The following is a 24,966-nucleotide window of genomic DNA, read 5'->3' on the forward strand; positions in this document are numbered from 1 at the left end:
GGACAGTTAAGCCCCCGCGGGCAGGGCCGCAAGTGTCCCCTCGCGCTATTAGGCGCCGGCGGGGTTCGATTCCAGCGTCAGCAGCCTGCCGATGGCGCTTGCCTGCAGGTTGTCCAGGAGGTCCCGGGGGCCGTTGTAGACCTCGGCCGCGCCTGACTCGCGGAGTTCGGCGGCGCTGGTCCCGCCGCAGGTGACGCCGATGGCAGGGATTCCCAACGCGGCAGCAGCTTGCATGTCCCACACCGCATCCCCCACATAGACTGCTCCGGCCGCGGCCACACCAACAGCTTCAAGCGCGGCCACGAGGATGTCCGGGGCCGGCTTGCTTGCCTTCGCATCGTCCGCGCTGGTGGCGGCATGGATGAACGAGTCCGCACCAAGGGCTTTGCGGGTGGCCTTCAGATCCTGCGTTCGTGCCGATGATGCCAGGGCGACGGCGAGTCCCCCGGCGTGGCACTGCGCAAGCAGCTCCTTGGCGCCGTCGAACGGTCGCAGCGACGGCCAGCTCTGCGCGAAGACTGCCGCATGGCTGGCCAGGATGTCGGCGTCGGCCTCGCGGTCCCGGCCAGCAGGAAGAAGCGTGTCCACCAAACGATCGCCACCCATCCCGACGCACCGGTGAATGGCGGCCATGGGGACGTCATGCTGGTGCTGTCGGAACGCCTGCCACCACGCGAGCGTGTGGATGTAGGCGGAGTCCACCAGGGTCCCATCAACGTCAAACAAGACGCCCCATCGCCGCCCGCGGACCAGGGCGTGGCTCTGGGTGATCACCCGACTACAGCGCGAGCGGCCCCGGACAGCTTCTTGCCTCGGGCGGCGCTATCCTTCGGGGATGACGTGGGGCCAATCCGATCCCGGATCACGGTTCCGGCACCGTTGTTACTGAAGTCCCTGATCAGGCCTGTGCCGGCAATCTCGCGGGCCATCGCAATGCCGGCCACCGCTGCGCGCTTCGTTGGGAAGGTCACCGAGATAGCCATCAGGCTTCCTGAACCATCCAACATCCGTACCCTGTAGCCGCCGTCAGGCGCATCCACCAGCTCAAAATGTCCGGCCATTACAACCACCCCTCGTTCAGTCGCGGCGCTGAGCCCCATTAGGAGCGCTCCGCAAGTCTAGTAAGTATACTTACCTTTCTCCCGGACGTGAAGAGCGGGGCAGGCCCTCAGGCCCTCATTGCCCTACCTGTCTGTCTCCGGGGGAATAGGTGTGTCACTGCGGCGAACCGTATCCTGATGAAGCTCAAGAGCGCTTGTCACAAGCGCGAAGTGACTGAAGGCCTGGGGCGTATTGCCCAGCTGCCGCCCTGCCCTGACGCCCCATTCCTCACTGAGCAGGCCCACATCGTTGCGGAGTTCGAGCAACCGCTCGAAGAGTTCGGTGGACTCCTCGGTGCGTCCCGCGCCCAGCAGGGCCTCCACCAACCAGAACGAGCAGGCCAGGAACACCCCTTCGTCTCCCGGGAGGCCGTCGTCGCTGTCGGCGGGACGGTAGCGGAGCACAAAACCGTCTTCGGTGAGCTCCCGCTGGATCGCGTCAATGGTCCCCAGCACCCGGGGATCATCCGGCGACAGGAAGCCCACCCGCGGGATCAACAGCAGGCTGGCATCCAGTTCGGGCCGGCCATACGCCTGCACAAAGGTGTTGCGGACGGGGTCGAAGCCGTTGGCCATGACGTCCCGGTGGATGGTGTCGCGAAGGGCCTCCCAGCGTTCCACGGGGCCGGGCAGGCCGAAATCGCGGACGCCTTTAACCATCCGGTCTGCGGCCACCCAGGCCATCACCTTGGAATGCGTGAAATGGCGCCGCGGCCCGCGCATCTCCCAGAGTCCGTTGTCCGGCTGGTCCCAGATGGTCTCCAGGTGCTGCATCAGGGCCACCTGGACGTCCCAGGACTCGTCCGTGTGTTTCAGCAGGGAGTTCCTGGTCAGCGCCAGGCAGTCCAGGACCTCGCCCCAGACGTCCAGTTGAAGCTGCTCGGCGGCGCCGTTGCCGGTCCGTACCGGTTTTGAATTCTCGTACCCGGCAAGCCACGGCAGTTCCATTTCCGGAAGCCTGCGTTCGCCGTGGATTCCGTACATGATCTGCAGGTCGGCCGGATCGCCCGCCACAGCGCGGAGCAGCCAGTCACGCCAGGCGGCAGCCTCGGTGGTGTAGCCGGCGGCCAGGAGCGCCTGCAGCGTCATGGTGGCGTCCCGCAGCCAGCAGAAGCGGTAATCCCAGTTGCGGGGACCGCCCAGCTGTTCCGGCAGGGACGTGGTGACCGCAGCGACGATGCCGCCCGTGGGAGCGTAGGTCAGCGCCTTCAGGGTCACCAGCGAACGGACCACGGCATCCTGGTACTTTCCCTGGACGGTGCACTGGGATGCCCAGCCGCGCCAGAAGGCCAGGGTGGTGCCCAGCACTACCTCGGCGTCCACCGTGTGCGGGCGGGGAACGTGGCTGGGCGCCCACGTCAGGACAAAGGGGATGCGCTCCCCCGCGTGGACTGTGAAGTCACTGACGGAGTGCATGTTCTCGCCGTGAAGCGGCGCCTTGGTGACGAAGTAGACGGAGTCCGGGCCGGCGATGGCATGCAGGCCGTGCCTGTCGCGCCGCACCCAGGGAACGATATGCCCGTAGTCGAACCTCAGCGCCAGTTCACCGTGCATCCTGACGCTTCCCCTCACGCCCTCAACGATCCGCACGATGTCCGCCACCGCGTCGCGTGGCGGCATGAAGTCAATAACCCTGACGGTACCCTCCGGGGTTTCCCATTCTGTTTCCAGGATCAGGGTCCCCTCCCGGTAGCCGCGCCTGGTGCAGGTGCCGCCGCTCTCGGGTGCCAGTAGCCATCGTCCGGCCTCAGGCGTATCCAGGAGCGCGTTGAAACATGCCGGCGAGTCGAAGCGCGGCAGGCAAAGCCAGTCGATGGAGCCCTCGGTGCTGACCAGGGCGCCGGTGTGGAGGTCGCCAACAACTGCATAATCTTCAATGCGCGCCATTCCCATACACTGCCACAAGGATGGGCCCTGCCGGAGAAAACAACCGTGAATGATAGTGGCAAAGCACAGCGGTGTACCGTGAGTTGACGGCCGGTCCACGAACACCGGAGGCATCATGGTTCACCCATCTCCCCTGCGGGTCAGCTGACTGTGGCTGTCTATATCGGCACCTCCGGCTGGAGCTATGACCACTGGGAGAACGTGCTCTACCCGCCAGGCCTCCCGGCCCGGGACAGGCTCCAGCACTACGTTTCCCGGTTTGGCACCGTTGAGTTGAACGCCAGCTTTTACCGGTGGCCCCGGGACACGTCCTTCGCCAGCTGGCGGCGCAGGCTCCCGGACGGGTTCGTGATGTCCGTCAAAGCTCCGCGCGGCCTGACGCACGGCAAGAAACTCTACGGACCCGAAGTCTGGCTGGAACGCATCGCCCGCTGCTGGCACGAACTGGGCGACAAACGCGCTGTCCTGCTGGTCCAACTGCCACCGCAGCTGCAGCGCGATGATGCCCGGCTGGATCACTTCCTCGCCGCGGTCCCGTGGTGGATCCGGGTGACCGTGGAGTTCCGGCACCCCAGCTGGGACCATCCGGACGTGTACGCCTTGCTGGAACGGCACCAGGCCGCGTACTGCATCATGAGCGGCGCCCAACTGCCGTGCATCCTCCGCGCCACAGCGCCCTTCGTCTACATCCGGCTCCACGGGCCTGACCATCAGCACCTGTATGGCGGCTCCTACTCCGATACGGACCTGCAGTGGTGGGCGGACCGGATCCGCGAATGGTCCGCGGCAGGCAAGGATGTCTATGCCTATTTCAACAACGACGGCGGCGGGAACGCCGTGCGGAACGCCGACACCCTCCGCTGGCTCCTTGATTGAGGCTGACGTCACGCACGGCGGCGGGACCGCCAGGGTGCCCGGCGCGCGGTTGCGCTGTGGCAGAGTGGAGACATGGACAGGGCTCCTCAGAATTCACCGCAGAACACTCCGCACCCCGCACCGCTGTCCGGCACCCAGCTTTTACGCCTGGCGCACCGGATCTCCGCCGTCGTCAACGCCGTCCGCATCCAGCTCGCCAAGGGCTGGAATTTCGCACCGCAGACCATCGCGTACCAGGGCTACGGTTCGACCGACTGGGTACGCGTGCTCGGCCGCGTCCTGTTAACCAAGAATCCGGCCCCGGGCAGCCGGGCCGAGCAGGCTGCCCGCAACGGCACACAAAACGTCCGCGGCTGGCGGGCCTTCACCAGCGTCCCCCTGCAGTTCATCGAGGTGGAAATTACCATTGGCGGCGTCACCACCCGAGTCCGGGCGGACCGTGGCGGCCTGATCGACACCGTGGTGGACGTGCAGCTCCCGCCGGGCTGGCACACGGCCATCCTGCGGGCTGACGGGACCGAACCCGTGGAGACGCTGATCCAGGTGATCGATGCCGATGCGAAGTTCGGCATCGTGTCCGACATCGACGACACCGTGATGGTCACCGCCCTGCCCAGGCCGTTCCTGGCCCTGTGGAACACGTTTGTCCTCAGCGAACGGGCCCGGATGGCGACGCCGGGGATGGCGGTCCTGCTGGAAAGGCTCACCATTGAACACCCGGACGCGCCCGTCATCTACCTGTCCACGGGTCCGTGGAATGCTGCCCCCACCCTGGCGCGGTTCCTGGGCCGGAACATGTATCCATCCGGCGCCCTCCTGCTCACGGACTGGGGCCTGACCCAGGACCGCTGGTTCCGCAGCGGGCAGGAGCACAAGCACCGCAACCTGGAGCGCCTCGCCAAGGAATTCCCGGACATGCGGTGGCTCCTGATCGGCGACAACGGCCAGCACGACGAACAGATCTACTCAGGCTTCGCCCAGGAAAACGCCGACAAGGTGGCCGCCATCGCCATCCGGCAGCTCTCCGTCAGCGAGTCCGTCTTCGCCGGCGGGCACTCCGAGGACGGCGACCACACCACGTCGGTGGTGCCCTGGATCTATTCGCCGGACGGCGCGGGGATGGCCAAACAGCTTAAGCTCCTGGACCTCCTCTAGATCAATCACCACACACTTTCAGGCGGATAGGCGACACGCATGAGCGACACCGACGGCGATGCGCGGCGGCGGGAACTTGGCGACAATCCAGGCCCGGTTGAGGAGGAGGTGGAGGAATCCTTCGACCGCACGGTTGAGGAAGGCGCGCAGCGGCTGAACCGCTCCTTTCGGGACGTGCTCATCACCGGCTTGTTCGGCGGGTTTGAAATAGGCGTTGGCATTATGGCGTACCTCGGCGTTCTATATGAGACCGAGAACCACCTTCTCGCGGGATTGGCGTTCAGTGCAGGCCTCATCGCCCTCCTGCTGGCCAAGAGCGAGCTGTTCACGGAAGGCTTCCTGGTGCCCATTGCCGCGGTCGTCGCACGGGAGGCAAGCTACGCGCAGCTCGGGAAGCTCTGGGGCGGCACACTCATCGCTAACCTGGTGGGCGGTTGGCTGTTCATGGCATTGATCATGACAGCGTTCCCGCAGTGGAGCGAGACCATCACGAAGGAAGCCACCCACTATCTCGACGCCGGGTTTAACTGGAAAACCGTGTGTCTTGCCGTGTTGGCGGGGAGCACCATCACGTTGATGACCCGCATGCAGCACGGGACGGACAGCGTCACCGGCAAGATCGCGGCCGCCGTCGTTGGCGCTTTCCTGCTCTACGGGCTGCAGCTCTTCCACTCGATCCTGGACTCGCTGCTGATCTTCGGTGCCATCCACACGGGTGCTGACATCAACTACCTTCAATGGCTCGGCTGGTTTTCCTATGTAGTGGTCTTTAATGTGCTTGGCGGGGTCCTGCTGGTGACCGCGCTACGGCTGGTGAGTGCCAGCAAGCTGGTGAAGGAACGTCGCGATGACTCACCCGAGGACCCGGAGGACGCGCACCACGCCGGCTAGGTTCCCAGGACACTAGGCGGTGGCACCTGAGGTGGTCACGCCGTCGTCGGGAGATACCGCCGTTTCGGGATCAGCGGCAGTGTCCGGTTCCTCACTGGCGGCCTGCGCGACGGCGGCACCCGCCGTCGCGGCAAGGTTCCGCTCCTCGATGAGCTCCTGAAGCCAGAAGTAGGACGCCTTCGGCGTGCGCTCCAGGGTCTCGAAATCAACATGCAGCAGGCCGAACGGCTGGTTGTAGCCTGCCGACCATTCGAAATTGTCCAGGAGCGACCACACGTAGTAGCCCCGCAGGTCGATGCCCTCTGCGTCACCGCCCGGGGCCGTGGCCTTCAGCGCTGACTCGATGTGGTCCGACAGGTATTTCAGCCGCCGCTCGTCCGGGATGAAGGTGGTGTTGGTGGACTTGTCACGGACGATGATGTCCTCGAAACTCGCCCCGCCCTCGGTGATGATCACCGGCGGCAGATGCGGGTACCGCTCTGCCATCTCTTTCAACGCCACCCCCATGTACTCGGGCTTCACCGGCCAGCCGTAGGAGGTGATGTCCGCTTCGGGCCAGGCCTCGACGTGGAACGGCGTGGAGCCGTTGCCTGCCGCACTCAAGTCACTGCCCATGGCCTCCGCCATGCTCGCCGGCACAGCCCCTTCACCAGGACCGAAAGCCACCTTCGTGGGCATGTAGTAGTTCAGGCCGTAGAAATCCAGCGGCTGGGAGATGATCTCCATGTCCTCGTCCGGATGGTCGAATGAGCCGAAGAACTTCGCGGCGCGGATGATATCCGGATATTGGCCAGTGAGGACGGGGTCCGCGTACATCCGGTTCTGGGCGATGTCCATCAGGCCCGCACTCATCCAGTCCAGGGGGTTGATGGAGTTCGGGACCATGGGCGAGTACACGTTGGTCATCCCGATCTCGCCTGGGACCCCCGCCGCCCGCAATGCCTGCATCGCGAGCCCGTGGCCCAGAAGCTGGTGGTGCACGGTAGGCAACGCGTTGACCATAAGTGCTTCGCCCGGTGAGTGCAGGCCCATGGTGTAGCCGTTGGTGCTGACCGTGGCGGGCTCGTTGATGGTGACCCAGCGGGCAACGCGGTCGCCGTACGCAGCAGCGGCAATCGCGGCGAACTCCCCCAGGCGGTAGGCGGTATCGCGATTCATCCAGCCGCCGGCGTCGTCCAGTGCCAGCGGAGTGTCCCAGTGATAGAGGGTGACCATGGGCGAAATCCCGTTGGCCAGGAGTTCGTCCAGAAGCCGGTCATAGAACGCCAGCCCGGCAGGGTTCACCGGGCCGCTGCCGTTGGGCTGGATCCGGGGCCAGGACAGTGAGAACCGGTACGAGTCGACACCCAGCTGCTTCATAAGGGCAACATCGCCGGGCATGCGGTGGTAGTGGTCGCAGGCTACGGCCGGGCTGTGCCCGTCCACGATGGCACCTTCCTTGGCCGAAAACACGTCCCAGCCCGCCGTGCCCCTGCCGTCTTCAGTAAGGGCGCCCTCGATCTGGAAGGCCGCCGTGGCCACGCCCAGCGTGAAGTCCGCAGGGATGAGGGCGGCCAGGTCCTTGGCGGAAATGTGCATGGATTCAGTCCTTCATGACCGAGAAAGCGTGGAACGGGTACGTCCCAGAATGGCACACGGCAGGGCTGCTGACGAGCGTCGCTGCTAGATCTGAGCATGATGAAAAACTGGGGAAGTTCATCGACGATTTTTCCGAGCTGGTCCAGCTGACGCAGGCCGGAAACCACCGGCAGCAGGCGGGCAAGCGGCTGCTTGAGGCGCTGACGGAGCACCTGAGTGAGTCGGCTGAAGGCCTCTCCGTGGTGAACCTTGCCGTGGGGCCTGAAACAGCCAACGGATTCCTGGCCGAGCACCGCGGGGGTGACGTTCCACCACCGTCCCAGCCTCCCGGCGTCGGACGTCATCATGCCCGACGGCCTGCTGCAGAAGGTCGCGGACCACACCGTGGGCATCGCCACGCACCGGGCGTCCCTCAAACAGCACGGCCAGCATCTCAAACGGGGCATCCTGCTGTGCGGCCGCCCGGGGACCGGCAAGACGCACACCGTGCGCCACCTGCTGAGCCAGAGTGAAGGCTCGACGGCGATCCTCCTCTCGGGCGGATCGCTCGCCAGGATCTCCGAGGCGGCCCGCATGGCCCGGGCGCTGCAGCCCTCGATCGTCGTGCTGGAGGATTGCGATCTTATTGCCGAGGACCGGAGTTTCGGGCACGGGCCGCAGCCGCTGCTTTTTGAGGTGCTGGACGCCATGGACGGCCTGGACAACGACGCCGACGTCGCGTTTGTCCTCACCACCAACCGGCCCGACATGCTGGAGCGGGCGCTGGCGCAGCGCCCGGGCCGGGTGGACCTCGCGGTGGAGATCCCGCTGCCGGCCCATGCCGAGCGAGTCCGGCTGCTGGAACTCTACGGCCGCCTGGTGGCGTTCAGCCCGGCGGCACTGGATGCCGCCGCGGAACGGACGGCGGGAACCACCGCCTCCTTCGCGCGGGAACCGGTCCGGCGGGCGGTGGTGGCTGCGGCGCTGGATAACACCCCGGTGTCCGATTCGCACCTGGCGGCCGCCGTGGACGACCTGATGGCCGACGCCGAAACCCTCACCCGCAGCCTGCTGGGCAGCGGCACGGACGCGGCCGGCTCATTGTGAGCCGAAGAGGAACTCCTTGGCGTGCGCCACGGCCTTCCGGAAGGCATCGTTCCGGAGTGTGACGAGTTGCTCCGCGTCGCCGTCTGCCGGCTCGAGATAACCGGTGTAACCGGGCCGCAGCACCCAGACGTCGCCGGCGGGCGGAAGATAGAACACCCCGAAGGACCGCTGCTGCTCGTCTTCGGCGGTCCATACGGGGACCACTGCCAAGGCCGCGCCAGTGGCAGGATTGATCCAATGTGCGCGGGGAAGCGGCTCTTCGTGGGCTTCGGGGTCCAGGAACGGTGCAGTACCCTCGCCCCAGCGCTGTTCGAAGCGTTCGTGGAAGGCAGGAATCAGGTGGGAGTCGTAGCGGCGCCAGTCGCTCATTGTTTTGTCCGCCTCCTCGCGGTGATGGCTGTCGTCTTACGGGTTTACTTCCACGGTCCGCTTTCCCAGCGCACCGTGGTGATCCTGATGGTGTTGCCGGCCGGGACGTACCGGTTGCTGACCTTCCGGACGGGGATGACTGTCGGGGTGCCACCCGGCGCGCTTGGTCCGTTGCGGCTCCTGTCGTAGGTTGCGCGCCGCGCCGCGTCACGGAGGACAGCGAACGCCTGCATGATCCGCAGCAGCTCTCCATCCTGCACGTCGCGGTCAACCGTTGCGCCGCCGTCGAGATCCGGATGACGGGTGCGCATCAGCACCCGGTAGGCACGGGAGATCTCCTGCTGGCTGGCAGCAGGCTTCACGCGCAGCACATCGTAGTAGTCCGGCTGGCTGGTCATGGCGGTCCTTGTCGGGAATTCTGACCGGGAAGGTGCAGGGGCGCCGGACGTAGCCGGCGCCCCTGGGTCCGGACCTACTTACCGATCTCGTGCAGGGAACCCTGTTTGGTTTCGATCTCGATCCTGCGCGGCTTGGCCTGCTCCAACACCGGGATCCGCAGGGTCAGCACGCCCTGGTCGTAGCTGGCCTTGATGGTGTCCGCATTGAGCGTGTCGCCCAGGATGAGCTGACGACTGAAGACACCGCGCGGTCGCTCTGAGGCCACCAGCTCAACATTGGGCTGGGTGGGGTCCTGGCGCTCCGCGCGGACGGTCAGTACGTTGCGCTCCACGTTCAGGTCCACGGAATCCACCTTGACGCCCGGGAGGTCGAACGCCACCACGAACTCGCCGTCTTCCTGCCAGGCGTCCATGGGCATTGCCGCCGGCCGGGCGGCGGTTCCGAAGACCTGCTGGGCGAGCCGGTCCAGCTCACGGAACGGGTCCGTACGCATCAACATCATTTCCCACTCCTTCAGTTGCTAGAAGTTGAATCCAGTTCATCTATCCACCATCGGTTATCTGTATTGGTGGATATAGATTTTTTATAGCACTCGTGCGAGACTGATGCAACATCACGGGGAAGGTATTTTGGGGTGGACGCGGTCAGTAGAACGCCAGAACAGAAACCGGGTCCTCGGGCCGGTCAGGCACTGTATGCCATCTCTGTAGCAGCAAAGCTGGCAGGGACCGGGCAGCAGAACATCAGGCTCTACGAGACGAAAGGGCTGATCCTCCCGGAGCGTACGGCCGGCGGCACGCGTCAATACAGCAACGCCGACATCGGCCTGCTCCTGCACATCGGGGAACTCCTGGACCAGGGGCTCAATCTTGCCGGCATAGCCAAAGTCCTGGAGCTCGAGGCAGCGAATGCCGAACTGCGCCGCGCCCTCAGACGGGCCAGGTCACGCCCGGACACGTAGCGGCCAGGGTCCCCTGGCCAGTCAGGATCCGCGGCCGCCCGCCAGCCGGTAGGACTCCTCGAGCAGTTCTCCGAGTTCCTCGGCGCCGATTTGGTCCAGCCGGACCAGCACCAGCTGCGGCGACCGCTCATGGTGCGGGGTCCAGAAATATGTAGCAGGCTCCATGCCGGCCAGCGCCTCCCGCTCGGTGGTCTTCACCGTCAGCACGCCGTCCTCCCACATGCGTGCCATCAGCGTCTTCGCGAACCAGGCGGGCCGGTCCCAGCTGCTGCGTTCGGTGACACCGGGCAGCGCCAGGCACATCCTCCGCACGTCGTCCTCGGCTGCCATCGCGGCTAGTCGCCCGGCGCGTCCGCTTTGGAGAGTTCGCCCGTGATCCGTTCGCCGGGGATCCTGGCGGTCCGCCACGTATCCAGGGCGATGACGGCACCGAGGATCAGAAGCGAGAGCGTCATCGAGGCCAGCGCGTCGCTGAGCCAGTGGTAGCCAAGGTACAGGCGGCTCACCGCGGCGAGAACTATGCCGATGCCCGCACCAACGAAGCCGAAGACGGCCGACGTCGGGTTTTCCCGTCGCGAGAAGACCAGGAAGGCGGTCACTAGCAGGAAGTCGCAGGCACCCAGGACGTGGCCGGACGGGAACGAGAAGGTGTGGTCGGCGCCGAACAGCATCAGTTCCACAGGGGGCCGCGAGCGCTGGACGATCGCCAGGATGATCTGCGATATCACGACGCCGGTGAGCATGGCGGCGGCGAGCATAATGGGCCGCCAGGCGTGCTTGGCCGCGAACCCCCAGACCACCGCCACCACCAGCACGATGATGGGCAGGGCGACCGGGCCGAAGACCACCGCGAGGAAGATCATCACGGCAGTGAGGGTCTCGGACCGGAGCGAGAGCAGCCAGTCGCGGATGGATTCGTCGGGACCCCAGGGGCCGGTACCGCTCTGCAGGACGCCCACCAGCGTCGCGACGAACAGCAGGGCCCCCACGCTGATGAGCACCACCGCCGTCCGGTACAAAGCCTTCCGCGCGGCCGGTTCCATGAAGCGTTCCTCCACCACGAACTTGTCATGGAAGGTCCGCCAAAGACTGTTCTTGCCTGCCTGCTCTGCCACTGTGTGTCCGTCCGTGCGCCGTTAAGGAGTGCCTAAGGTGAAGATTATCCCTTCTGCCCGGCGTTGGCCTGCTCTGCCCGTCGTTGGCCCTGCGGCGGGCATGTCAGCCCGCGGGGGTAGCCTGTCTCAATGGGCGCGATGAATGAGCTGATCAACCGGCAGGGCGTGGAAACACTGGCCGGGATCCTGGCTGCGGCCGCTCCGGGATCGGGCTGGCCGCAAGTGGCTGCTGCCGCCGCACACTTGGACGAGTTGAGCCTGCGCAGCCGGACGGATGCGGTGAGCAGTGCGTTGCTGGCGGATGTGCGGCAGCTTCCGGATCCGGGATACCCGACGGCGGCACGCATCTTCCGGAGCGCCCTTTCCGGCGCCGGTTTCACGGGCTGGATCCTCTGGCCGGTATCCGAAACGGCCGTCACGCTTGCCCTCGAATCAGGCACTTCACCCTACTTTGACGACTGCCTGGCCCTTCTGGCCGAACTGACCCCGAGGCTCACGGGCGAGTTCGCCATTCGCCGGCTGCTGGCCGCGGACCTGGAGCGTTCCCTCGAGATCATCCAGGGCTGGACCGGGCATCCGGACGAGCATGTCCGGCGGCTGGCCAGCGAGGGGACGCGGCCGTACCTCCCCTGGGCGGTGCGGGTACCCGCCGTCGTGCTTCACCCGGAGGCGTCCCTCCCGGTTCTGGACGCCCTGTACCGGGATCCTTCGGAGTACGTGCGGCGCTCGGTAGCCAACCACCTCAACGACCTGGCGCGGCACGCACCAAAGGTAGTGGTGGCGACGGCGGCGCGCTGGCTGTCCGCGCCGGACGCCAACACCGCATGGGTGGTCAGGCACGGCCTGCGGACCCTGATCAAGAATGCGCACCCGGGAGCGCTGGCCCTGCAGGGGTTCGTGCCGGCGTCGCTCGCTGTCACGGGGCCGCGGCTGGACCGGAACTACGTGGCCCTGCCGGGTGAACTTGCTTTCGACTTCGAGATCGCCAACACCGGAACGGCGATGCCCGGCTGGCGGTTGACTACGTGGTCCATTACGTCAAAGCCAACGGCACGCAATCGGCCAAGGTCTTCAAGATCGCGGCGCTCACCCTCGCCGCCGGTGAGACCCGTACCCTCTCGAAGCGTCATGCCTTCCGTCAGATGACCACCCGGGTGCACCACCCGGGGGTCCACGCCCTTGAGCTGCAAATCAACGGGATCCGGCACGGGCACACGGAGTTTGAGCTGCACCTCTGAGGTGGGAGGCACTGCCGGTACCTGTATCAACAGCCACTCCCACACATGCGGAATGTGCGGTTGGCTAGTGGAGGAACACCCGGGCTCCTGCCCCTGACGAAGTGATGAGGAAACGAAAATGCGAGCAACCATCATGTATGGCGCCGGCGACGTGCGCGTGGAGAACGTGCCCGATCCCGTCATCCAGAATTCGACCGACGCGATCGTGCGGATCGTCAATTCCTGTATCTGCGGCTCCGACCTGCACCCCTACCACGGCATGCCCTCGTCCAGGCAGGGCAGCCCCATGGGCCACGAGTTCATCGGCGTCGTGGAGGAAACAGGCAAGGACGTGTCCACCCTGAAGAAGGGGGACTTCGTCATCGCCCCGTTCGCCTGGTCCGACGGTACCTGCGTCTTCTGCCGTGAAGGCCTGCAGACCTCCTGCCGCCACGGCGGGTTCTGGGCCTCGAACGGAATCGGCGGCGCCCAGGCCGAGGCCATCCGTGTCCCGTTCGCCGACGGCACCCTGGTCAATGCCCCTGTGGGTGAGGACAGCGAGCTGCTGCCGTCGCTGCTGACCCTCTCCGACGTCTACGGCACCGGCTACCACGCCGCCATCAAGGCAGGCGTCAACGCCCGGACCACTGTCACGGTCATCGGTGACGGCGCCGTCGGGCTGATGGCGGTGCTGTCCGCCAAGCAGCTCGGTGCCGAGCAGATCATCCTGATGGGCCGGCACAAGGCCCGCACCGACCTGGGCATCGAATACGGCGCCACCGACGTCGTCGCCGAACGCGGTGAGGCCGGCATCGAGAAGGTGCGCGAGCTCAGCGGCGGCGACGGAACGCACACCGTACTTGAGTGCGTGGGGCACCGCCCGGCGTACGACCAGGCCCTCGGCGTCATCCGCCCTGGCGGCGTCATCAGCCGGGTGGGCGTGCCCCAGTACGAGGACGCTCCGATCGGCTTCGGCTCGATGTTCGGCCCGAACATCACGCTCACCGGCGGCCCTGCCCCGGTCCGCGCCTACATCGAGACGCTCCTGCCCGGCGTCCTTGACGGCACCGTCAACCCGGGCAAGGTGTTCGACCGGACCATCAACCTGAACGAGGTCCCCGACGGCTACCGCGCCATGGATTCCCGCGAGGCCCTGAAGGTCCTGGTCCGTCCGTAGCGCCACCCTCGAAAGGAAACAACCATGGCTACCTGGCTCATCACAGGCTGCTCGACCGGACTCGGCCGCGCGCTCGCCCAAACCGTGCTTGCGAACGGCCACAACGCCGGCTACGGTTACCGTGCCGCGGTTGAAGAGGCCGACGACGCCGAGATCCGGCAATTGTTCGACACCAACTTTTTCGGCGCCGTCAGCATGATCAAAGCAGTACTCCCCGGCATGCGCGCCAACAGGGCCGGGTCCATCCTGAACATCTCCTCCATCGGGGCGCGCATCTCACCGGCCGGATCCGGATACTACTCCGCCAGCAAGGCAGCCCTGGAGGGCCTGTCCGGCTCCCTCCACAAGGAACTGAAGCCACTCGGAATCAACGTCACCGTCATCGAGCCCGGCGCGTTCCGCACCGACTTCGCGGGCCGCTCGCTGACCCAGTCGGCCACGCCGATCAAGGACTACGCGGAGACGGCCGGGAAGCGGCGCAAGGAGAACGACACGGTCCACGGCACCCAGCCGGGCGACCCCGCCAAGGCGGCGGAAGCCATCCTGGCGGTCGCCGCGAGCCCGAACCCGCCGTCCCTGCTGGTGCTCGGCAGCGACGCTTTTGACTTGTTCGGCGCCGTCGCCCAGGCACAGCGCACGGAACTGGACCAATGGCGGGACGTCAGGCTCAGCACGGACATCGGAGGAGAACAACCATGAGCACGCAGAAGCAACCGAAAACGCCCACCGTCAAGGGACCCGATGACTGGTTTACCGGCGACGTCTACTTCAACGCGTACTACTCCGGCCAGCAACCGTCCCGTGCCCGGCTGAATCTGGTTCGCTTCACTCCTGGCGCGCACACCGCCTGGCACAAGCACGCCGTCGGGCAGACCCTGCACGTCACGGAAGGCATCGGGTATGTGCAATCGCGTGGGGAAGAGCTGATCGAGCTGCAGCCCGGCGATACGGTCTACACGCCCGCGGGTGAGTGGCACTGGCACGGTGCGACGGAAGGCAACTTCATGTGCCACCTCGCCCTGTGGGAAGCACCAGTGGACAGCGACGAGGCCGAAACGGTCTGGGGCGCCAAGCTCACGGCCGACGAATACCCCTCGACGAAGTAGAAGACGACAGGCACCCGCACTAGGGCCGCAGCGCGGCGTTACTGCGGGTGCTTGGCAGTTGGTGATGGTTCGGCGAACTCGTCATCGTGCGTGGCAGCCCAGGAGGCCAAGAGCTGCAAGGCGTCAGCCGTCGGGGAACCGGCGGGCGCGGTGTACACGTTCAGCACCAGGCCCGGCTCGCTGGGCAGCTCCATGGACTGGTAGTTCAAATCCAGGTCACCCACCACCGGGTGGTGCAGCCGCTTAAGCCCGCTGCGGTGGAAGACGACATCCCGGGAAGCCCACCGGTCCCTGAACAGCTCGCTCTGCGTGGACAGCTCGCCGACCAGCCGGATGAGTTCGGGGTCGTGCGGATGCCGGCCTGCTTCAAGCCGCAGCATCGCTGCGGCATCGTTGGCGATCTGATCGTAATCTCGCCAGAACTCCCGGGCTGCCGGGTCAAGGTACGTAAACCGGGTGGTGTTCACGGGGCGGTGCGCGCTTTTGAAAACAGGTGAGTAAAGGGCCCGCCCCATCCGGTTTGCTGCCAGGATGTCGTGGCGGCCGTTGCGGACCCACGCCGGCGCGTCAGCCATTGCATCGAGGACCTGCTGCACTTCAGGGCGGACAGTACCGGACGGCTTGCTGCGCCTCCTGCGAGCCGGCCCGGCGGCGCGGGCGAGGTCAAAAAGATGCTCCCGCTCGGCTTCGTCCAGCTTCAGCGTGCGTGCGAGGGCATCCAGCACGCTTTCGGACGCCCCGGCGAGGTTGCCGCGCTCCAGGCGCACGTAGTAGTCCACTGACAAACCGGCCAGCATCGCCACTTCCTCACGCCTCAGGCCGGCGACCCGCCGATTCCCGCCGTACGCAGGCAACCCGGCTTCCTCGGGCGAAATCCGCGCCCGCCTGGAACTTAGAAACTCTTTTATGTCCGCGCGCACGTCTCCCATACCCCTACGGTAAGCGCCCGCGGTCCCGGGCGGCAGGCACTGTCAGTACCTGCCTGCTCCGCGCCCGGGGAACGCAAGCCCAGCCACGACCCGGCAGCTACCGCTGGGTGGTTCCGCTGGCGGTGGCGCCCAGCATGGCGAGCTCGGCCCGGCTGGGCAGGCCCTCCCAGTCACCGGCAGTGCTGACGGCGAAAGCCCCCATAACGGCGCCGCGTTGCAGGCGGCCGGCAACGTCCTCACCGTCGAGCAGGGCAGAGAGGTAGCCGGCTGTGAAGGCGTCCCCCGCGCCCACGGTATCAATGCTTGTCACCGTGACGGCGGGCGCCTCGAACCGTCCGGAGGCGGTATGGACGCCGGCGCCGGCTGCTCCCCGCTTGACCACGACTTCCCCAACCCCCTGCTCCAGCAACGAGGCAGCGAGCACGGTTTCGGCGTCGTCGTACCCCAGGGAATCGGAGCCGCTCAAGGCGGCGGACGCCACGAGGTCCAGTTCGTCGTCGGACGCTATCAGGATGTCGGCGTGCCGCGCGATGGGGCCCAGCACGGTTCGGGCCTCGTCCCGGGTCCAGAGCCGGCTGCGGTAATTGACGTCGAGGGAGACCACCACTCCGTCGGCGGCGGCGCGCTCGGCAGCGTATTCAAACGCCTTCCGGGCTTCCGGGCTGAGCGCGGGGGTGATGCCGGTCAGGTGCAGCACGCGCGGGCTGGCACCGAGGGCACTGTCCACGTCGTCCCGGCTGACGGTGGAACCAGCCGAACCGGCGCGGTAGTAGAAGGCCCGGGTGACGTCCGCGGTCCGCTGTTCGAGGAACATCACGCCCGTGCTGCGGGACGGATCCACCCGGCACTGCGTCCCGATGTCCTCGGAGCGGAGCTGCCGCAGGATGAATTCGCCGTGCGGATCGGCGCCAACTGCACCGGCCCACGTGACTGTGTGTCCTAGCCGCGCAACCCCCACGGCGACGTTCGATTCGGCACCGGCCACGTGCATGGCCAAGCTTCCGCCGGCGGACAGCGGACCGGCGGACCGCAGCGACACCATGGACTCGCCGAAGGTCAGAAGGTCGACGGCGGCGCTCACCGCACGCCCGCTGCGGCGGTCGCTACGGCCGCTGCGGCCGTTCGGCGGGCAAAGGAGTCCGCCAGGTCCACAAACGCGCGGGCACGCCCGCGCATCGGCGCGAGGTCACCGCCGGAGCCGACATCACCGAACAGCGGCCCGCCAAGCCCGACGGCGATCGCGCCGGCTTCCCAGTAACCCGCGGCCTCGTCCAGGCCCACGCCGCCGACGGCGATAAACGGGATCCCGGGGAAGGGATCGCGCAGCGCCTTGAGATAGCCGGGGCCGCCGATGGAGGCGGGGAACAGTTTGATGGCGGTGGCCCCGCGGTTCATCGCTTCGTACGCCTCGCTGGGCGTCAGGGCGCCCGCCAGGACGGGGATTCCCTGCCGCGCCGATTCGTGGATGGATGCGGCCAGGGACGGCGTAACCATAAACTGGCCGCCGGCCCCGGCGACGTTGTCCACGTCTTGCACGGTCAGGACGGTTCCGCCGCCGACGTAGCAGCCGGCCGGTGCGGCGGCGCGGACCTCGCGGATGGCATCCAGCGCCCCCGGCGTGGTCAGTGCGATCTCGACGAATCTGAACCCTTCCGCCATCGCGGCGAGGGCGGCCTGCGCCGCGGCCTTGCCGTCGGTACCGCGCACGATTCCCACGAGCCGCGACTCCCGGATTCCGGCCAGCAGGCTTTCGGGCGTGATGTCCGTGCTGTCAGTCATGTTGTTTACCATTCTGCAAATGCTCCGTCCGAGTGGCGCCAGACCGGCCCGCGCCAGGCGTGGCCGCGCTTGTCCGCCGCGCGGACCACGGCCTCGTCGATTTCAATGCCGAGGCCGGGACCGGTCAGCCGTTCAATGTGGCCGTCCACGAACTTCAGCGGGGACTTGTCCACCACGTAGTCCAGGACTTCGGCGCCCTTGTTGTAGTGGATGCCGATGCTCTGTTCCTGGATCAGGAAGTTGGGCGTCGCGAAGCCCACCTGCAGGCACGCTGCCAGGGCCAGCGGCCCCAGCGGGCAGTGCGGTGCCAGCTGGACGTCGTAGATTTCGGCGAGCGAGGCGATCTTGCGGACCTCGGTGATCCCGCCGGCGTGTGACAGGTCAGGCTGGGCCACGGCGATTCCTGCCTGCAGTGCGGGCAGGAATTCCTGCCGGCTGTAGAGCCGCTCACCGGTGGAAACCGGCGTCGTGGTTGAAGAGGTGAATTCGCGCAGCAGGTGCGTGTTTTCCGGGACCACGGGTTCTTCGAGGAAGAACGGCCGGTACGGTTCCAGCAGCGGCGCCACCCGGCGGGCGTTGGCCAGGCTGAAGCGGCCGTGGAAGTCCACCGCGACGTCGCGGTGGTCCCCCAGCACCTCGCGGGCCGCGGCAACACGGCGGACGACGCCGTCGATCTCGGCCACCGAGGCGACGGGGCTCATCCGGCCGCTGGCATTCATCTTGACGGCGGTCAGGCCCACTTCCAGCTGGGCGCTTATCTGGTCCGCCACCTCGTTCGGCTCGTCCCCGCCCACCCAGCCGTACATCCGGATCCTGTCGCGGACGTGGCCGCCCAGGAGCTGGTGCACGGGGGTGTTGAAGTGCTTGCCCGCGATGTCCCACAGTGCCTGGTCCAGCCCGGAGACGGCACTGGCCAGGATGGGTCCGCCGCGGTAGAAGGAACCCTTGGTCATGACCTGCCAGTGGTCTTCGATCCGGAGGGCGTCGTTGCCGATCAGCAGCTCCGAGAGCTGGCCGACGGCGGTGCGGACCGTTTCGCTGCGCCCCTCGCAGGTTGCCTCGCCCCAGCCGACAATCCCGCTCTCCGTCTCGATCCGGACAAACAGCCAGCGCGGCGCGACGAGGAAGGTTTCAATTCTGCTGATGAGTGTCATACCGGACCTAGCCCTTGGTAGCTCCGGCGGTCATGCCGGAGACGATGTACTTCTGCGTGAAGAGCGCAATGATCATGATGGGGATGGTCACCACGGTGGCGGCCGCCATCAGCCCGCCCCAGTCGATGCTGGCGTAGGAGACAAAGTCGAAGATGGCAACGGGAAGCGTCTTGGTCTTGGACCCGGAGAGCACCAGGGCGAACATGAAGTTGTTCCAGGAAAAGATGAAGGACAGGATGCCGGCGGTGGCCATGCCGGCCACGGACAGCGGCAGCGTGATGCGCTGGAACGCGCCGATCGGCGTCAGTCCGTCCACCTGCGCCGATTCCTCCAGCTCCAGCGGGAGCGAATCGAAGTAGCTCATCATGATGTACACGATCAGCGGCAGGGCAACGAACATGTGGCTGAGGATCAGTACCTCGAACCCACCTACCATTTTCAGGTTGGAGAACACGTAGTACCAGGGCACCAGCAGGGAAACACCCGGGATGACGCGGGCCATCAGGACCACCAGGGCTGAGCGGTGCATGGTGAACCGGCTCATGGCGTACGCAGCCGGGACGCCCAGCACCAGCGAGAGGGCCGTGGAGACAAAGGCCACCCAGAAGCTGTTGAAGATGAAGACGAAGTAGTTGTTGCGCTGCAGCACGTTTGCGTAGTTCTCGAACGTGGGGCTGAAAATGAACGATTTGGCGGTGTCGTAGATGTCAACGTTGGTCTTCAGTGAGGCCAGCAGCATCCAGAACAGCGGCGCGACCAGGAACAGCACGACGGCGATCAGGGCCGCGACGCGGAAGACCTTGTAGGCGCGGGTGCCGAGGGGCTTCTTCGGGCGGCGGACCGGCCGGGGATGCCGGGGCTGCCCGGCGGACGTTTGGGTTTTGGTGTTTTCGTTCAGGACGGTCATTTGCTTACCGCTTTCTTGCGCATGGTCAGCAGCCACATGGAGCCGATGATGATCATGAAGAACAGGATCAGCACCGCGGAGGACAGCCCGTACTGGTTGTAGTCGAAGCTCAGCCCGTAGGCGTAGACGTTCAGGGTCTCCACTTCGTGGAAGGACCCGCCTCCCTTGCCCTTGGTGGCGTACAGGATGTCGAAGGTCTTCAGGGCGTCGATGCCCCGGAGGAGGATGGCCACAATCACCGTGGGCATCATCAGGGGCAGCGTGATGAAGAAAAAGCGCTGGAACGCGTTGGCTCCGTCCATGCGTGCCGCCTCGTCGGGCTCCTCGGAGAGGGAGGTCAGGCCAGCAAGCAGGATCAGGACCACCATGGGGGTCCACTGCCACACGTCCATGAAGATGGTGGTGCCGAGCGCGGTGTCCTGGCCGGAGAGCCAGGGCTGGGCGGGGATGCCCACAGCGGCGAGCAGCTGGTTCGCGAACCCGATGTTGGGGTCGAAGATCAGCCGCCACATCATGCCGACGGCTACCGGGGTTGCCACGAGCGGCAGCAGGATGGCCACGCGGACCCACTTTTCGCCGCGGAAGGGCCGCCACAGCAGCAGGGCGATGCCCATGCCGAGTGCCACTTCGCAGACCAGGGCGATGCCGGTGAAGGTGAGTGTGCGGCCCACAGCGGGCCAGAAGCGTTCGACGTCGGACAGGACCGTCAGGTAGTTTTCCAGGCCGATGAATTCGGTGGCTGCGCGGACGGAGCCCTGCGAATCGGTGAGGCTCAGGTACAGCGTCCAGGCCAGCGGGAAGATGATCAGGACGCCGACGAAGGCCATCGCCGGGGCTGCGAAGAGCCATTTGCGGTGCCGGTTGGCCCAGTCAGAGAATTTTTCGCGGGCACCGGGAGCACGGCCTGCGTTCCGGGCTGCGCTGCGGGGAGGAGTCATTACAGACATGGTTCACCTAAGGAGTTGGGGGGTGAAGAATGGCCGGGGCGGGACGGCAGCGTCACTGCCGTCCCGCCGGGGCTGTTGCGTACACCGGGCCTCATTGGCTGAGGCCCCGTGCACTGCGTGCGTTACTTCTTTTCGCTGTCCAGGAACTTCTGGAAGGCCACGTGGGCCGAGTCTGCTGCGGCGGAAGCGTCGGCGCCGGTGATGCTGGCAACGATCGGCTCGCCCACGATTTCGCGGGCCTTGCCAACGGTGACTACCTCGGGACGGTCGTGGCCCACACCGTTTTTGGCGCTGGCGGCAATGGCTTCGGCCAGGTCCTTCGGGTACGTGGAAGTTCCGGCTGAGTCAGCCCAGACGGAGGCGCGGGGTCCGGGGACGCCGGCCTTCTGTGCGGCCAGGGTGCGTTCCTTGCTGGTGGCCCACTGGATGAACTTCCAGGCGTTGTCCTGGTTGCCCGAAGCCTCGTTCACTGCCAGGCCCCAGGACGGGATGTTGTACGGCTTGGAACCGGCGGGACCGGCGGGCAGTGCGGCGAACCCGACAGTCTCGGCAACCTTGGACTTGGCCGGATCGGTGGCGTTCTTGTAGAGCGAGTCCGCCTCGGTGTAGAAGGCGGCCTTGCCCTGGGTGAAGATGGCCATCGCTTCGGGCCAGCTCATGTCCGTGCTGACGTTAGCGGGACCGTAGTTCTTGATCAGGCCGCCGTAGAAGGCATAGGCCTCTTTGGCAGCTGCCGAGTTGACGGTGGACTTGCCGCTGGAATCGGTGAAGTCGCCGCCGAAGCTGTACAGGAAGCTGGAGAACTGGGTGACGGCGGCGGACTTGCCGGTGCGGGCCACAAAACCGGCGGTGTCCGGGTTGGCTTCCTTGATGGCCTTGGCGGCCGCTTCAAGCTCCTCCATGGTCTTGGGGACCTCAAGGCCGGCGGCCTTCAGCAGGTCCTTGCGGTAGTAGAGGACTTCGCGCTCGGTGATGATGGGGACGCCAACAACCTTGCCGTCAGCGGTGGTGGCCTTGACCGGGCCCTCCTGGTAGTCCTTCCAGTCCCAGCCGGAATCCGAGGAGACCTTGCTGGTCAGGTCCGCGAGGTAGCCGTTCTTCGCGAACGCCTTGCCTTCCTGGAGCGGGCGGTACATCATCACGTCGATCTCGTCGCTGCCTGCGTTTAGCTTGACGTTGTACTGGTCCGAGAGCTGGTCTTCGCCGAGCTGCGTCAGTTCCACCTTGAGCCCGGAGGACTTCTCAAATTCCGGGATGGCGGCCTTGATGCCTTCGGTCCAGACGTGATTTGCGAGAGTTACCCGGACGATGCCGGATTCCTTGGCGTCGCTGCTGCCGCTGCCGCCGCCGCAGGCTGTCAGCCCCATGGAAAATGCCGCGGCGACTGCCGCGTACTTCATTACTGAACGTCGCTTCATGACGACTCCCTTGCTTCGAGGCTGACGTCACTGTCCAGCCATCTACAAATGCATCTTTACATCTGCTCTGGAAGAGAGCATAGGTAAATAAGGCAGACTTAAACAACCCCTTTTGGCAACCAGTATGATTTATCTATGAAAACCCCAAAGGCGGAGTCCCCTACCGACCGGCATACCGCGTTGGTCCAGAGTTTGGGGCTCGCCATTGCCGAGGGGTCCCTCGCGCCGAATTCGGTGGTGCGGCTGGACGAGCTGGAGGCGCAGCACAAGGTATCCCGGTCCGTGGTCCGGGAAGCCGCCCGGGTTCTGTCATCCAAAGGCATGCTGGCATCCCGTCGGCGGTTCGGCACCGTGGTACAGCCCGAAGAGGCCTGGAACCTTTACGATCCCCAGGTGATCCGCTGGCGGCTGGCCTCGTCCCGGCGGCTGGAGCAGCTTCAGGCCCTCAACGAACTCCGTGGCGCGATCGAACCACAGGCTGCCCGGCTCGCGGCCGAGCGGGCGTCGTGGGATGCCGGGAGCGACCTGGTCTCCCTGGCCGCGCGGCTGTGGGCGGCCGGCCAGCGCGGAGAGCAGGAGGAGTTCCTCCGGCTGGACGTGGAGTTCCATGCCGCCGTACTCAAGGCTTCCGGCAACGCCATGTTTGCCCAGCTCCAGAATCTTGTGGCCGAGGTCCTCACCGGCCGGACGGAACACGGCCTGATGCCAGACCTGCCGCACCACGAAGCACTTCAGCTTCACGTTGACGTGGCCAGCGCCATCCAGCGCGGTGAGGCCGGCGCCGCCCATGCCGCCATGAGCAGGATCGTGGAACAGTTCGCTGAGGAAGTGGGCCATATCTGGTCCGAGCACAACCATGGCAAGTCGCCGGATGCTTCCCCTCAGCACACAACCCCGCGGCACACAACAGGGGCCGACGGCGCCCCCCAATTGCCGCCGTCGGCCTCCCTTTCCACAACCGACAGCTAGAACGAACCCGTGGTGAACTGCCACGTCTTCGTGGCCAACTGATTGCCTGCTAGGTCCCGGATGGACGTCCCGCCGCCGCTTACGGTCACCATGTATTTCGTATTCGCTGCCAGAGTGTTCTGCGGGTCCAGGATCCACTGATTGGTGGTGCCGTTGCGGAAGACGGCAGCCGGGACCAGAGCCCCGGTGGCCGCGTTCTTCACCGTGAACGTGGCGGTGCTGACACCCTGGACCGGCTCACTGAAGGTCACCGACAGGTTGTTGTTCCGCCGGACCAGGAGGGAGTTGCTGCCCGGCGTGAACCCTGTGACCGTGGGCGCCGGGCCGGTGGTGAACGTCCAGCTCGTGCTGGCCAAGGGCGTGCCCGCGGTGTCGCGGATGGCGGTGGCGCCGCCCACCAGCGTCGCCGTGAAGGTGACGTCCGCGGCCAGGTTGGCGGAGGGATCGAGGGTGGCCGTTTTCGTTGTCGCGTCGTAGCTGACCGTTGCCGGGATGGCGGTGCCGGCGGCGTTCCGGAGCACAAATGTTCCGGCACCAACACCCTGGACGGCCTTGCTGAACGTGGCCGTCACGTTGCTGGCCACGGGTACCGCCGTCGACTGTGCTGCGGGTGATTTGGCCGTAACAGTGGGGGCGGGCGCCACGGGTGCCGGTGCCGGTGCGGGTGCCGCCGCGTACACCAGGCGGTTCGGCGTGCCGGTCCCGGTGCCCGTGATGACTCCGGCGGTGGCGTTCGAGGTCAGCGCCGAAGCAATCTGGGCCGGTGTGAGTGCCGGGTTCTGGGACAGCAGCACCGCCGCGGCGCCTGCCGTGTGGGGCGCTGCCATGGATGTGCCGGACATGGACGCGGTTGCGGTTGTTGAGGTGTACGACGCGGAGACAATGCCGACGCCAGGTGCATACAGATCCACGCAGGAACCGAAGTTGGAGAAGGAAGCCTGGCGGTCGGCGGAATCGCTGGCCGCCACGGTGACCGCTGCGGGGAGCCCCGCCGGCGAGCTCCCGCAGGCGTCCGCGGCGGAGTTGCCGGCGGCAACCACTGCCGTGACGCCGTCGTTGATGACACCCTGGAGCGCGGAATCCACAGCCGCGCTGGCCGCCCCGCCCAGGCTCATGTTCACCACGGCGAGCGTTCCGGCGGCGTGGTTGCCGGCGATCCAGTCCAGGCCGGCCACAACGTCGGAGTTGAAACCGGAGCCGGAGCAGTCCAGGACCCTGACGGGGACGATCGTCGCCGCCTTTGCCACGCCGTAGGTGGTTCCGGCCACCGTTCCGGCCACATGGGTGCCGTGGCCGTTGCAGTCGCCGGCTCCGCGGCCATCGGCCACTGCTGTCCAGCCTGCTGCCACGCGGCCGGCAAACTCTGTGTGCGAGGCGAGCACGCCGGTATCCACCACGTAAGCGCTGACTCCGGCGCCGGCGGCGGTCCACGTGTAGGAACCCGAGAGGGGCAGGGGCCGCTGGTCCACGCGGTCCAACCCCCATGGCGCGGGCTGCTGCGTTGCGGAGAGTGTGATGGGGGCGTCCACCTCCACCGAGGCGACGCCTGCCGAGCGGGACAATGCCGCGGCTTGCGCCGGCGTCGCCGTAACCACAGCGCCTCGCAGGGCGTGCGTAAAGGAACGCCCGACGCCGATGCCCTGCGTTTTCAGGCGCGCCGCCTCGGCCGGGACGTCGGTTTCGGCGGCGTAGCGGACCAGGTAGCGGACGTTTGCGTCGGTGCCGGCGGGGGCAAGGGCCGGCTCAACGGCCCCGGCGGGCAGGCCCGAGGCGGTCAGTGCCACGGCAGAAATCAGCATGGCGGCAGCGGGCAGCACAAAACGGAAGGTGCGCATGGTGGGGTCCTAGTGTTCCGTGTTAATGGTTTGTTTGCGTTTCATCTTGCCCAGGAGATAGTCCGCTGATTTGGTCCAGGTGAATGGTTTGGCGTCCTGGTTGTAGTTCTC

At 66.3% G+C, this 24,966-nt stretch carries 27 protein-coding genes; 10 read left to right on the plus strand and 17 right to left on the minus strand.

Going from position 1 to position 24,966, the window contains the following annotated elements:
• Nucleotides 1-48: 48 nt before the first annotated feature.
• The 3 genes from ACX80X_RS18610 to ACX80X_RS18620 form a co-directional block, all read right to left on the minus strand.
• On the minus strand, nucleotides 49-726 hold the full coding sequence (locus tag ACX80X_RS18610) for an HAD family hydrolase (protein WP_252600298.1): 678 nt from the start codon (nucleotides 724-726) through the stop codon (nucleotides 49-51).
• A 44-nt stretch (nucleotides 727-770) separates the two neighbouring features.
• A complete protein-coding gene (locus ACX80X_RS18615; protein WP_252570412.1) occupies nucleotides 771-1,061 on the minus strand; it encodes a YegP family protein in 291 nt (96 codons plus the stop codon).
• Nucleotides 1,062-1,184: 123 nt separating this feature from the next.
• Entirely contained in the window at nucleotides 1,185-2,987 is a 1,803-nt protein-coding gene (locus tag ACX80X_RS18620) for a glycoside hydrolase family 15 protein (RefSeq protein ID WP_252600296.1), read from the minus strand.
• Nucleotides 2,988-3,137: 150 nt separating this feature from the next.
• Between ACX80X_RS18620 and ACX80X_RS18625 the strand changes: the two genes are divergently transcribed.
• The 3 genes from ACX80X_RS18625 (at nucleotide 3,138) to ACX80X_RS18635 (ending at nucleotide 5,909) form a co-directional block, all read left to right on the plus strand.
• Nucleotides 3,138-3,863 (plus strand): DUF72 domain-containing protein, encoded by a 726-nt coding sequence (locus ACX80X_RS18625; RefSeq protein ID WP_252600295.1) that lies wholly within the window; start codon nucleotides 3,138-3,140, stop codon nucleotides 3,861-3,863.
• Between the two features lie 72 nt (nucleotides 3,864-3,935).
• Nucleotides 3,936-5,018, plus strand: coding sequence for an App1 family protein (locus ACX80X_RS18630; RefSeq protein ID WP_252600294.1), 1,083 nt, complete (start codon nucleotides 3,936-3,938; stop codon nucleotides 5,016-5,018).
• 39 nt (nucleotides 5,019-5,057) lie between these two features.
• Complete coding sequence (locus ACX80X_RS18635; protein ID WP_252575216.1) at nucleotides 5,058-5,909, plus strand: formate/nitrite transporter family protein; 852 nt, start codon at nucleotides 5,058-5,060, stop codon at nucleotides 5,907-5,909.
• A 12-nt stretch (nucleotides 5,910-5,921) separates the two neighbouring features.
• Here ACX80X_RS18635 and ACX80X_RS18640 read toward each other — a convergent pair whose 3' ends face one another.
• A complete protein-coding gene (locus ACX80X_RS18640) occupies nucleotides 5,922-7,487 on the minus strand; it encodes a glycoside hydrolase family 1 protein (protein WP_459309229.1) in 1,566 nt (521 codons plus the stop codon).
• Between the two features lie 300 nt (nucleotides 7,488-7,787).
• Between ACX80X_RS18640 and ACX80X_RS18645 the strand changes: the two genes are divergently transcribed.
• Nucleotides 7,788-8,573, plus strand: coding sequence for an AAA family ATPase (locus ACX80X_RS18645; RefSeq protein ID WP_252614118.1), 786 nt, complete (start codon nucleotides 7,788-7,790; stop codon nucleotides 8,571-8,573).
• On the opposite strand, the gene ACX80X_RS18650 is transcribed toward ACX80X_RS18645, so the two are convergent.
• From ACX80X_RS18650 to ACX80X_RS18660, 3 genes are all read right to left on the minus strand, one after another.
• The gene (locus tag ACX80X_RS18650) at nucleotides 8,565-8,942 is read right to left on the minus strand and encodes a hypothetical protein (protein ID WP_252614120.1); all 378 of its coding nucleotides are present in this window, start codon (nucleotides 8,940-8,942) and stop codon (nucleotides 8,565-8,567) included. The two genes, ACX80X_RS18645 and ACX80X_RS18650, sit on opposite strands and share 9 nt — an antisense overlap.
• 44 nt (nucleotides 8,943-8,986) lie before the next feature.
• Nucleotides 8,987-9,340 (minus strand): J domain-containing protein, encoded by a 354-nt coding sequence (locus ACX80X_RS18655; protein WP_252614122.1) that lies wholly within the window; start codon nucleotides 9,338-9,340, stop codon nucleotides 8,987-8,989.
• A gap of 74 nt (nucleotides 9,341-9,414) precedes the next feature.
• Nucleotides 9,415-9,840 (minus strand): Hsp20/alpha crystallin family protein, encoded by a 426-nt coding sequence (locus ACX80X_RS18660; protein ID WP_252600353.1) that lies wholly within the window; start codon nucleotides 9,838-9,840, stop codon nucleotides 9,415-9,417.
• Between the two features lie 135 nt (nucleotides 9,841-9,975).
• On the opposite strand from ACX80X_RS18660, the gene ACX80X_RS18665 reads away from it, so the two are divergent.
• Complete coding sequence (locus ACX80X_RS18665) at nucleotides 9,976-10,302, plus strand: MerR family transcriptional regulator (protein WP_252600289.1); 327 nt, start codon at nucleotides 9,976-9,978, stop codon at nucleotides 10,300-10,302.
• Between the two features lie 21 nt (nucleotides 10,303-10,323).
• Here ACX80X_RS18665 and ACX80X_RS18670 read toward each other — a convergent pair whose 3' ends face one another.
• Nucleotides 10,324-10,632 carry an MmcQ/YjbR family DNA-binding protein gene (locus tag ACX80X_RS18670; RefSeq protein WP_252600288.1) on the minus strand — a complete coding sequence of 103 codons (309 nt, stop codon included), beginning with the start codon at nucleotides 10,630-10,632 and terminating at the stop codon, nucleotides 10,324-10,326.
• 5 nt (nucleotides 10,633-10,637) lie between these two features.
• Nucleotides 10,638-11,417 (minus strand): phosphatase PAP2 family protein, encoded by a 780-nt coding sequence (locus ACX80X_RS18675; protein ID WP_459313012.1) that lies wholly within the window; start codon nucleotides 11,415-11,417, stop codon nucleotides 10,638-10,640.
• A 129-nt stretch (nucleotides 11,418-11,546) separates the two neighbouring features.
• Between ACX80X_RS18675 and ACX80X_RS18680 the strand changes: the two genes are divergently transcribed.
• From ACX80X_RS18680 to ACX80X_RS18695, 4 genes are all read left to right on the plus strand, one after another.
• Nucleotides 11,547-12,563, plus strand: coding sequence for a DNA alkylation repair protein (locus ACX80X_RS18680; RefSeq protein ID WP_459313014.1), 1,017 nt, complete (start codon nucleotides 11,547-11,549; stop codon nucleotides 12,561-12,563).
• Between the two features lie 210 nt (nucleotides 12,564-12,773).
• Nucleotides 12,774-13,811 carry a zinc-dependent alcohol dehydrogenase family protein gene (locus tag ACX80X_RS18685; RefSeq protein WP_252600286.1) on the plus strand — a complete coding sequence of 346 codons (1,038 nt, stop codon included), beginning with the start codon at nucleotides 12,774-12,776 and terminating at the stop codon, nucleotides 13,809-13,811.
• Between the two features lie 24 nt (nucleotides 13,812-13,835).
• Entirely contained in the window at nucleotides 13,836-14,510 is a 675-nt protein-coding gene (locus ACX80X_RS18690; RefSeq protein WP_459313016.1) for an SDR family NAD(P)-dependent oxidoreductase, read from the plus strand.
• The gene (locus ACX80X_RS18695; RefSeq protein ID WP_252600284.1) at nucleotides 14,507-14,917 is read left to right on the plus strand and encodes a (R)-mandelonitrile lyase; all 411 of its coding nucleotides are present in this window, start codon (nucleotides 14,507-14,509) and stop codon (nucleotides 14,915-14,917) included. Before ACX80X_RS18690 ends, ACX80X_RS18695 begins: the two co-directional genes overlap by 4 nt.
• Nucleotides 14,918-14,955: 38 nt before the next feature.
• Here ACX80X_RS18695 and ACX80X_RS18700 read toward each other — a convergent pair whose 3' ends face one another.
• The 7 genes from ACX80X_RS18700 to ACX80X_RS18730 all read right to left on the minus strand — a co-directional run bounded on the left by ACX80X_RS18700 (nucleotide 14,956) and on the right by ACX80X_RS18730 (nucleotide 22,051).
• Nucleotides 14,956-15,846 (minus strand): helix-turn-helix transcriptional regulator, encoded by an 891-nt coding sequence (locus ACX80X_RS18700; protein ID WP_252600283.1) that lies wholly within the window; start codon nucleotides 15,844-15,846, stop codon nucleotides 14,956-14,958.
• Nucleotides 15,847-15,943: 97 nt separating this feature from the next.
• Entirely contained in the window at nucleotides 15,944-16,927 is a 984-nt protein-coding gene (locus ACX80X_RS18705) for a sugar kinase (RefSeq protein ID WP_252609746.1), read from the minus strand.
• A complete protein-coding gene (locus tag ACX80X_RS18710) occupies nucleotides 16,924-17,625 on the minus strand; it encodes a bifunctional 4-hydroxy-2-oxoglutarate aldolase/2-dehydro-3-deoxy-phosphogluconate aldolase (protein ID WP_459313018.1) in 702 nt (233 codons plus the stop codon). Before ACX80X_RS18710 ends, ACX80X_RS18705 begins: the two co-directional genes overlap by 4 nt.
• 5 nt (nucleotides 17,626-17,630) lie before the next feature.
• Nucleotides 17,631-18,779 (minus strand): galactonate dehydratase, encoded by a 1,149-nt coding sequence (gene dgoD, locus ACX80X_RS18715; protein ID WP_058931277.1) that lies wholly within the window; start codon nucleotides 18,777-18,779, stop codon nucleotides 17,631-17,633.
• A gap of 7 nt (nucleotides 18,780-18,786) precedes the next feature.
• Complete coding sequence (locus tag ACX80X_RS18720; RefSeq protein WP_252609742.1) at nucleotides 18,787-19,686, minus strand: carbohydrate ABC transporter permease; 900 nt, start codon at nucleotides 19,684-19,686, stop codon at nucleotides 18,787-18,789.
• Nucleotides 19,683-20,624 carry a carbohydrate ABC transporter permease gene (locus ACX80X_RS18725; protein WP_141141625.1) on the minus strand — a complete coding sequence of 314 codons (942 nt, stop codon included), beginning with the start codon at nucleotides 20,622-20,624 and terminating at the stop codon, nucleotides 19,683-19,685. Before ACX80X_RS18725 ends, ACX80X_RS18720 begins: the two co-directional genes overlap by 4 nt.
• Nucleotides 20,625-20,755: 131 nt before the next feature.
• Nucleotides 20,756-22,051, minus strand: coding sequence for an ABC transporter substrate-binding protein (locus ACX80X_RS18730; RefSeq protein WP_252600279.1), 1,296 nt, complete (start codon nucleotides 22,049-22,051; stop codon nucleotides 20,756-20,758).
• A 135-nt stretch (nucleotides 22,052-22,186) separates the two neighbouring features.
• On the opposite strand from ACX80X_RS18730, the gene ACX80X_RS18735 reads away from it, so the two are divergent.
• Nucleotides 22,187-23,020: a FadR/GntR family transcriptional regulator gene (locus ACX80X_RS18735; protein WP_252600278.1), complete on the plus strand. Its 834-nt coding sequence runs from the start codon at nucleotides 22,187-22,189 to the stop codon at nucleotides 23,018-23,020.
• Here the strand turns inward: ACX80X_RS18735 and ACX80X_RS18740 are convergent.
• A complete protein-coding gene (locus ACX80X_RS18740; protein ID WP_252600277.1) occupies nucleotides 23,017-24,855 on the minus strand; it encodes a S8 family serine peptidase in 1,839 nt (612 codons plus the stop codon). The genes ACX80X_RS18735 and ACX80X_RS18740 overlap by 4 nt on opposite strands.
• Nucleotides 24,856-24,966: the final 111 nt, after the last annotated feature.

This window comes from Pseudarthrobacter sp. MDT3-1 (assembly GCF_054510755.1).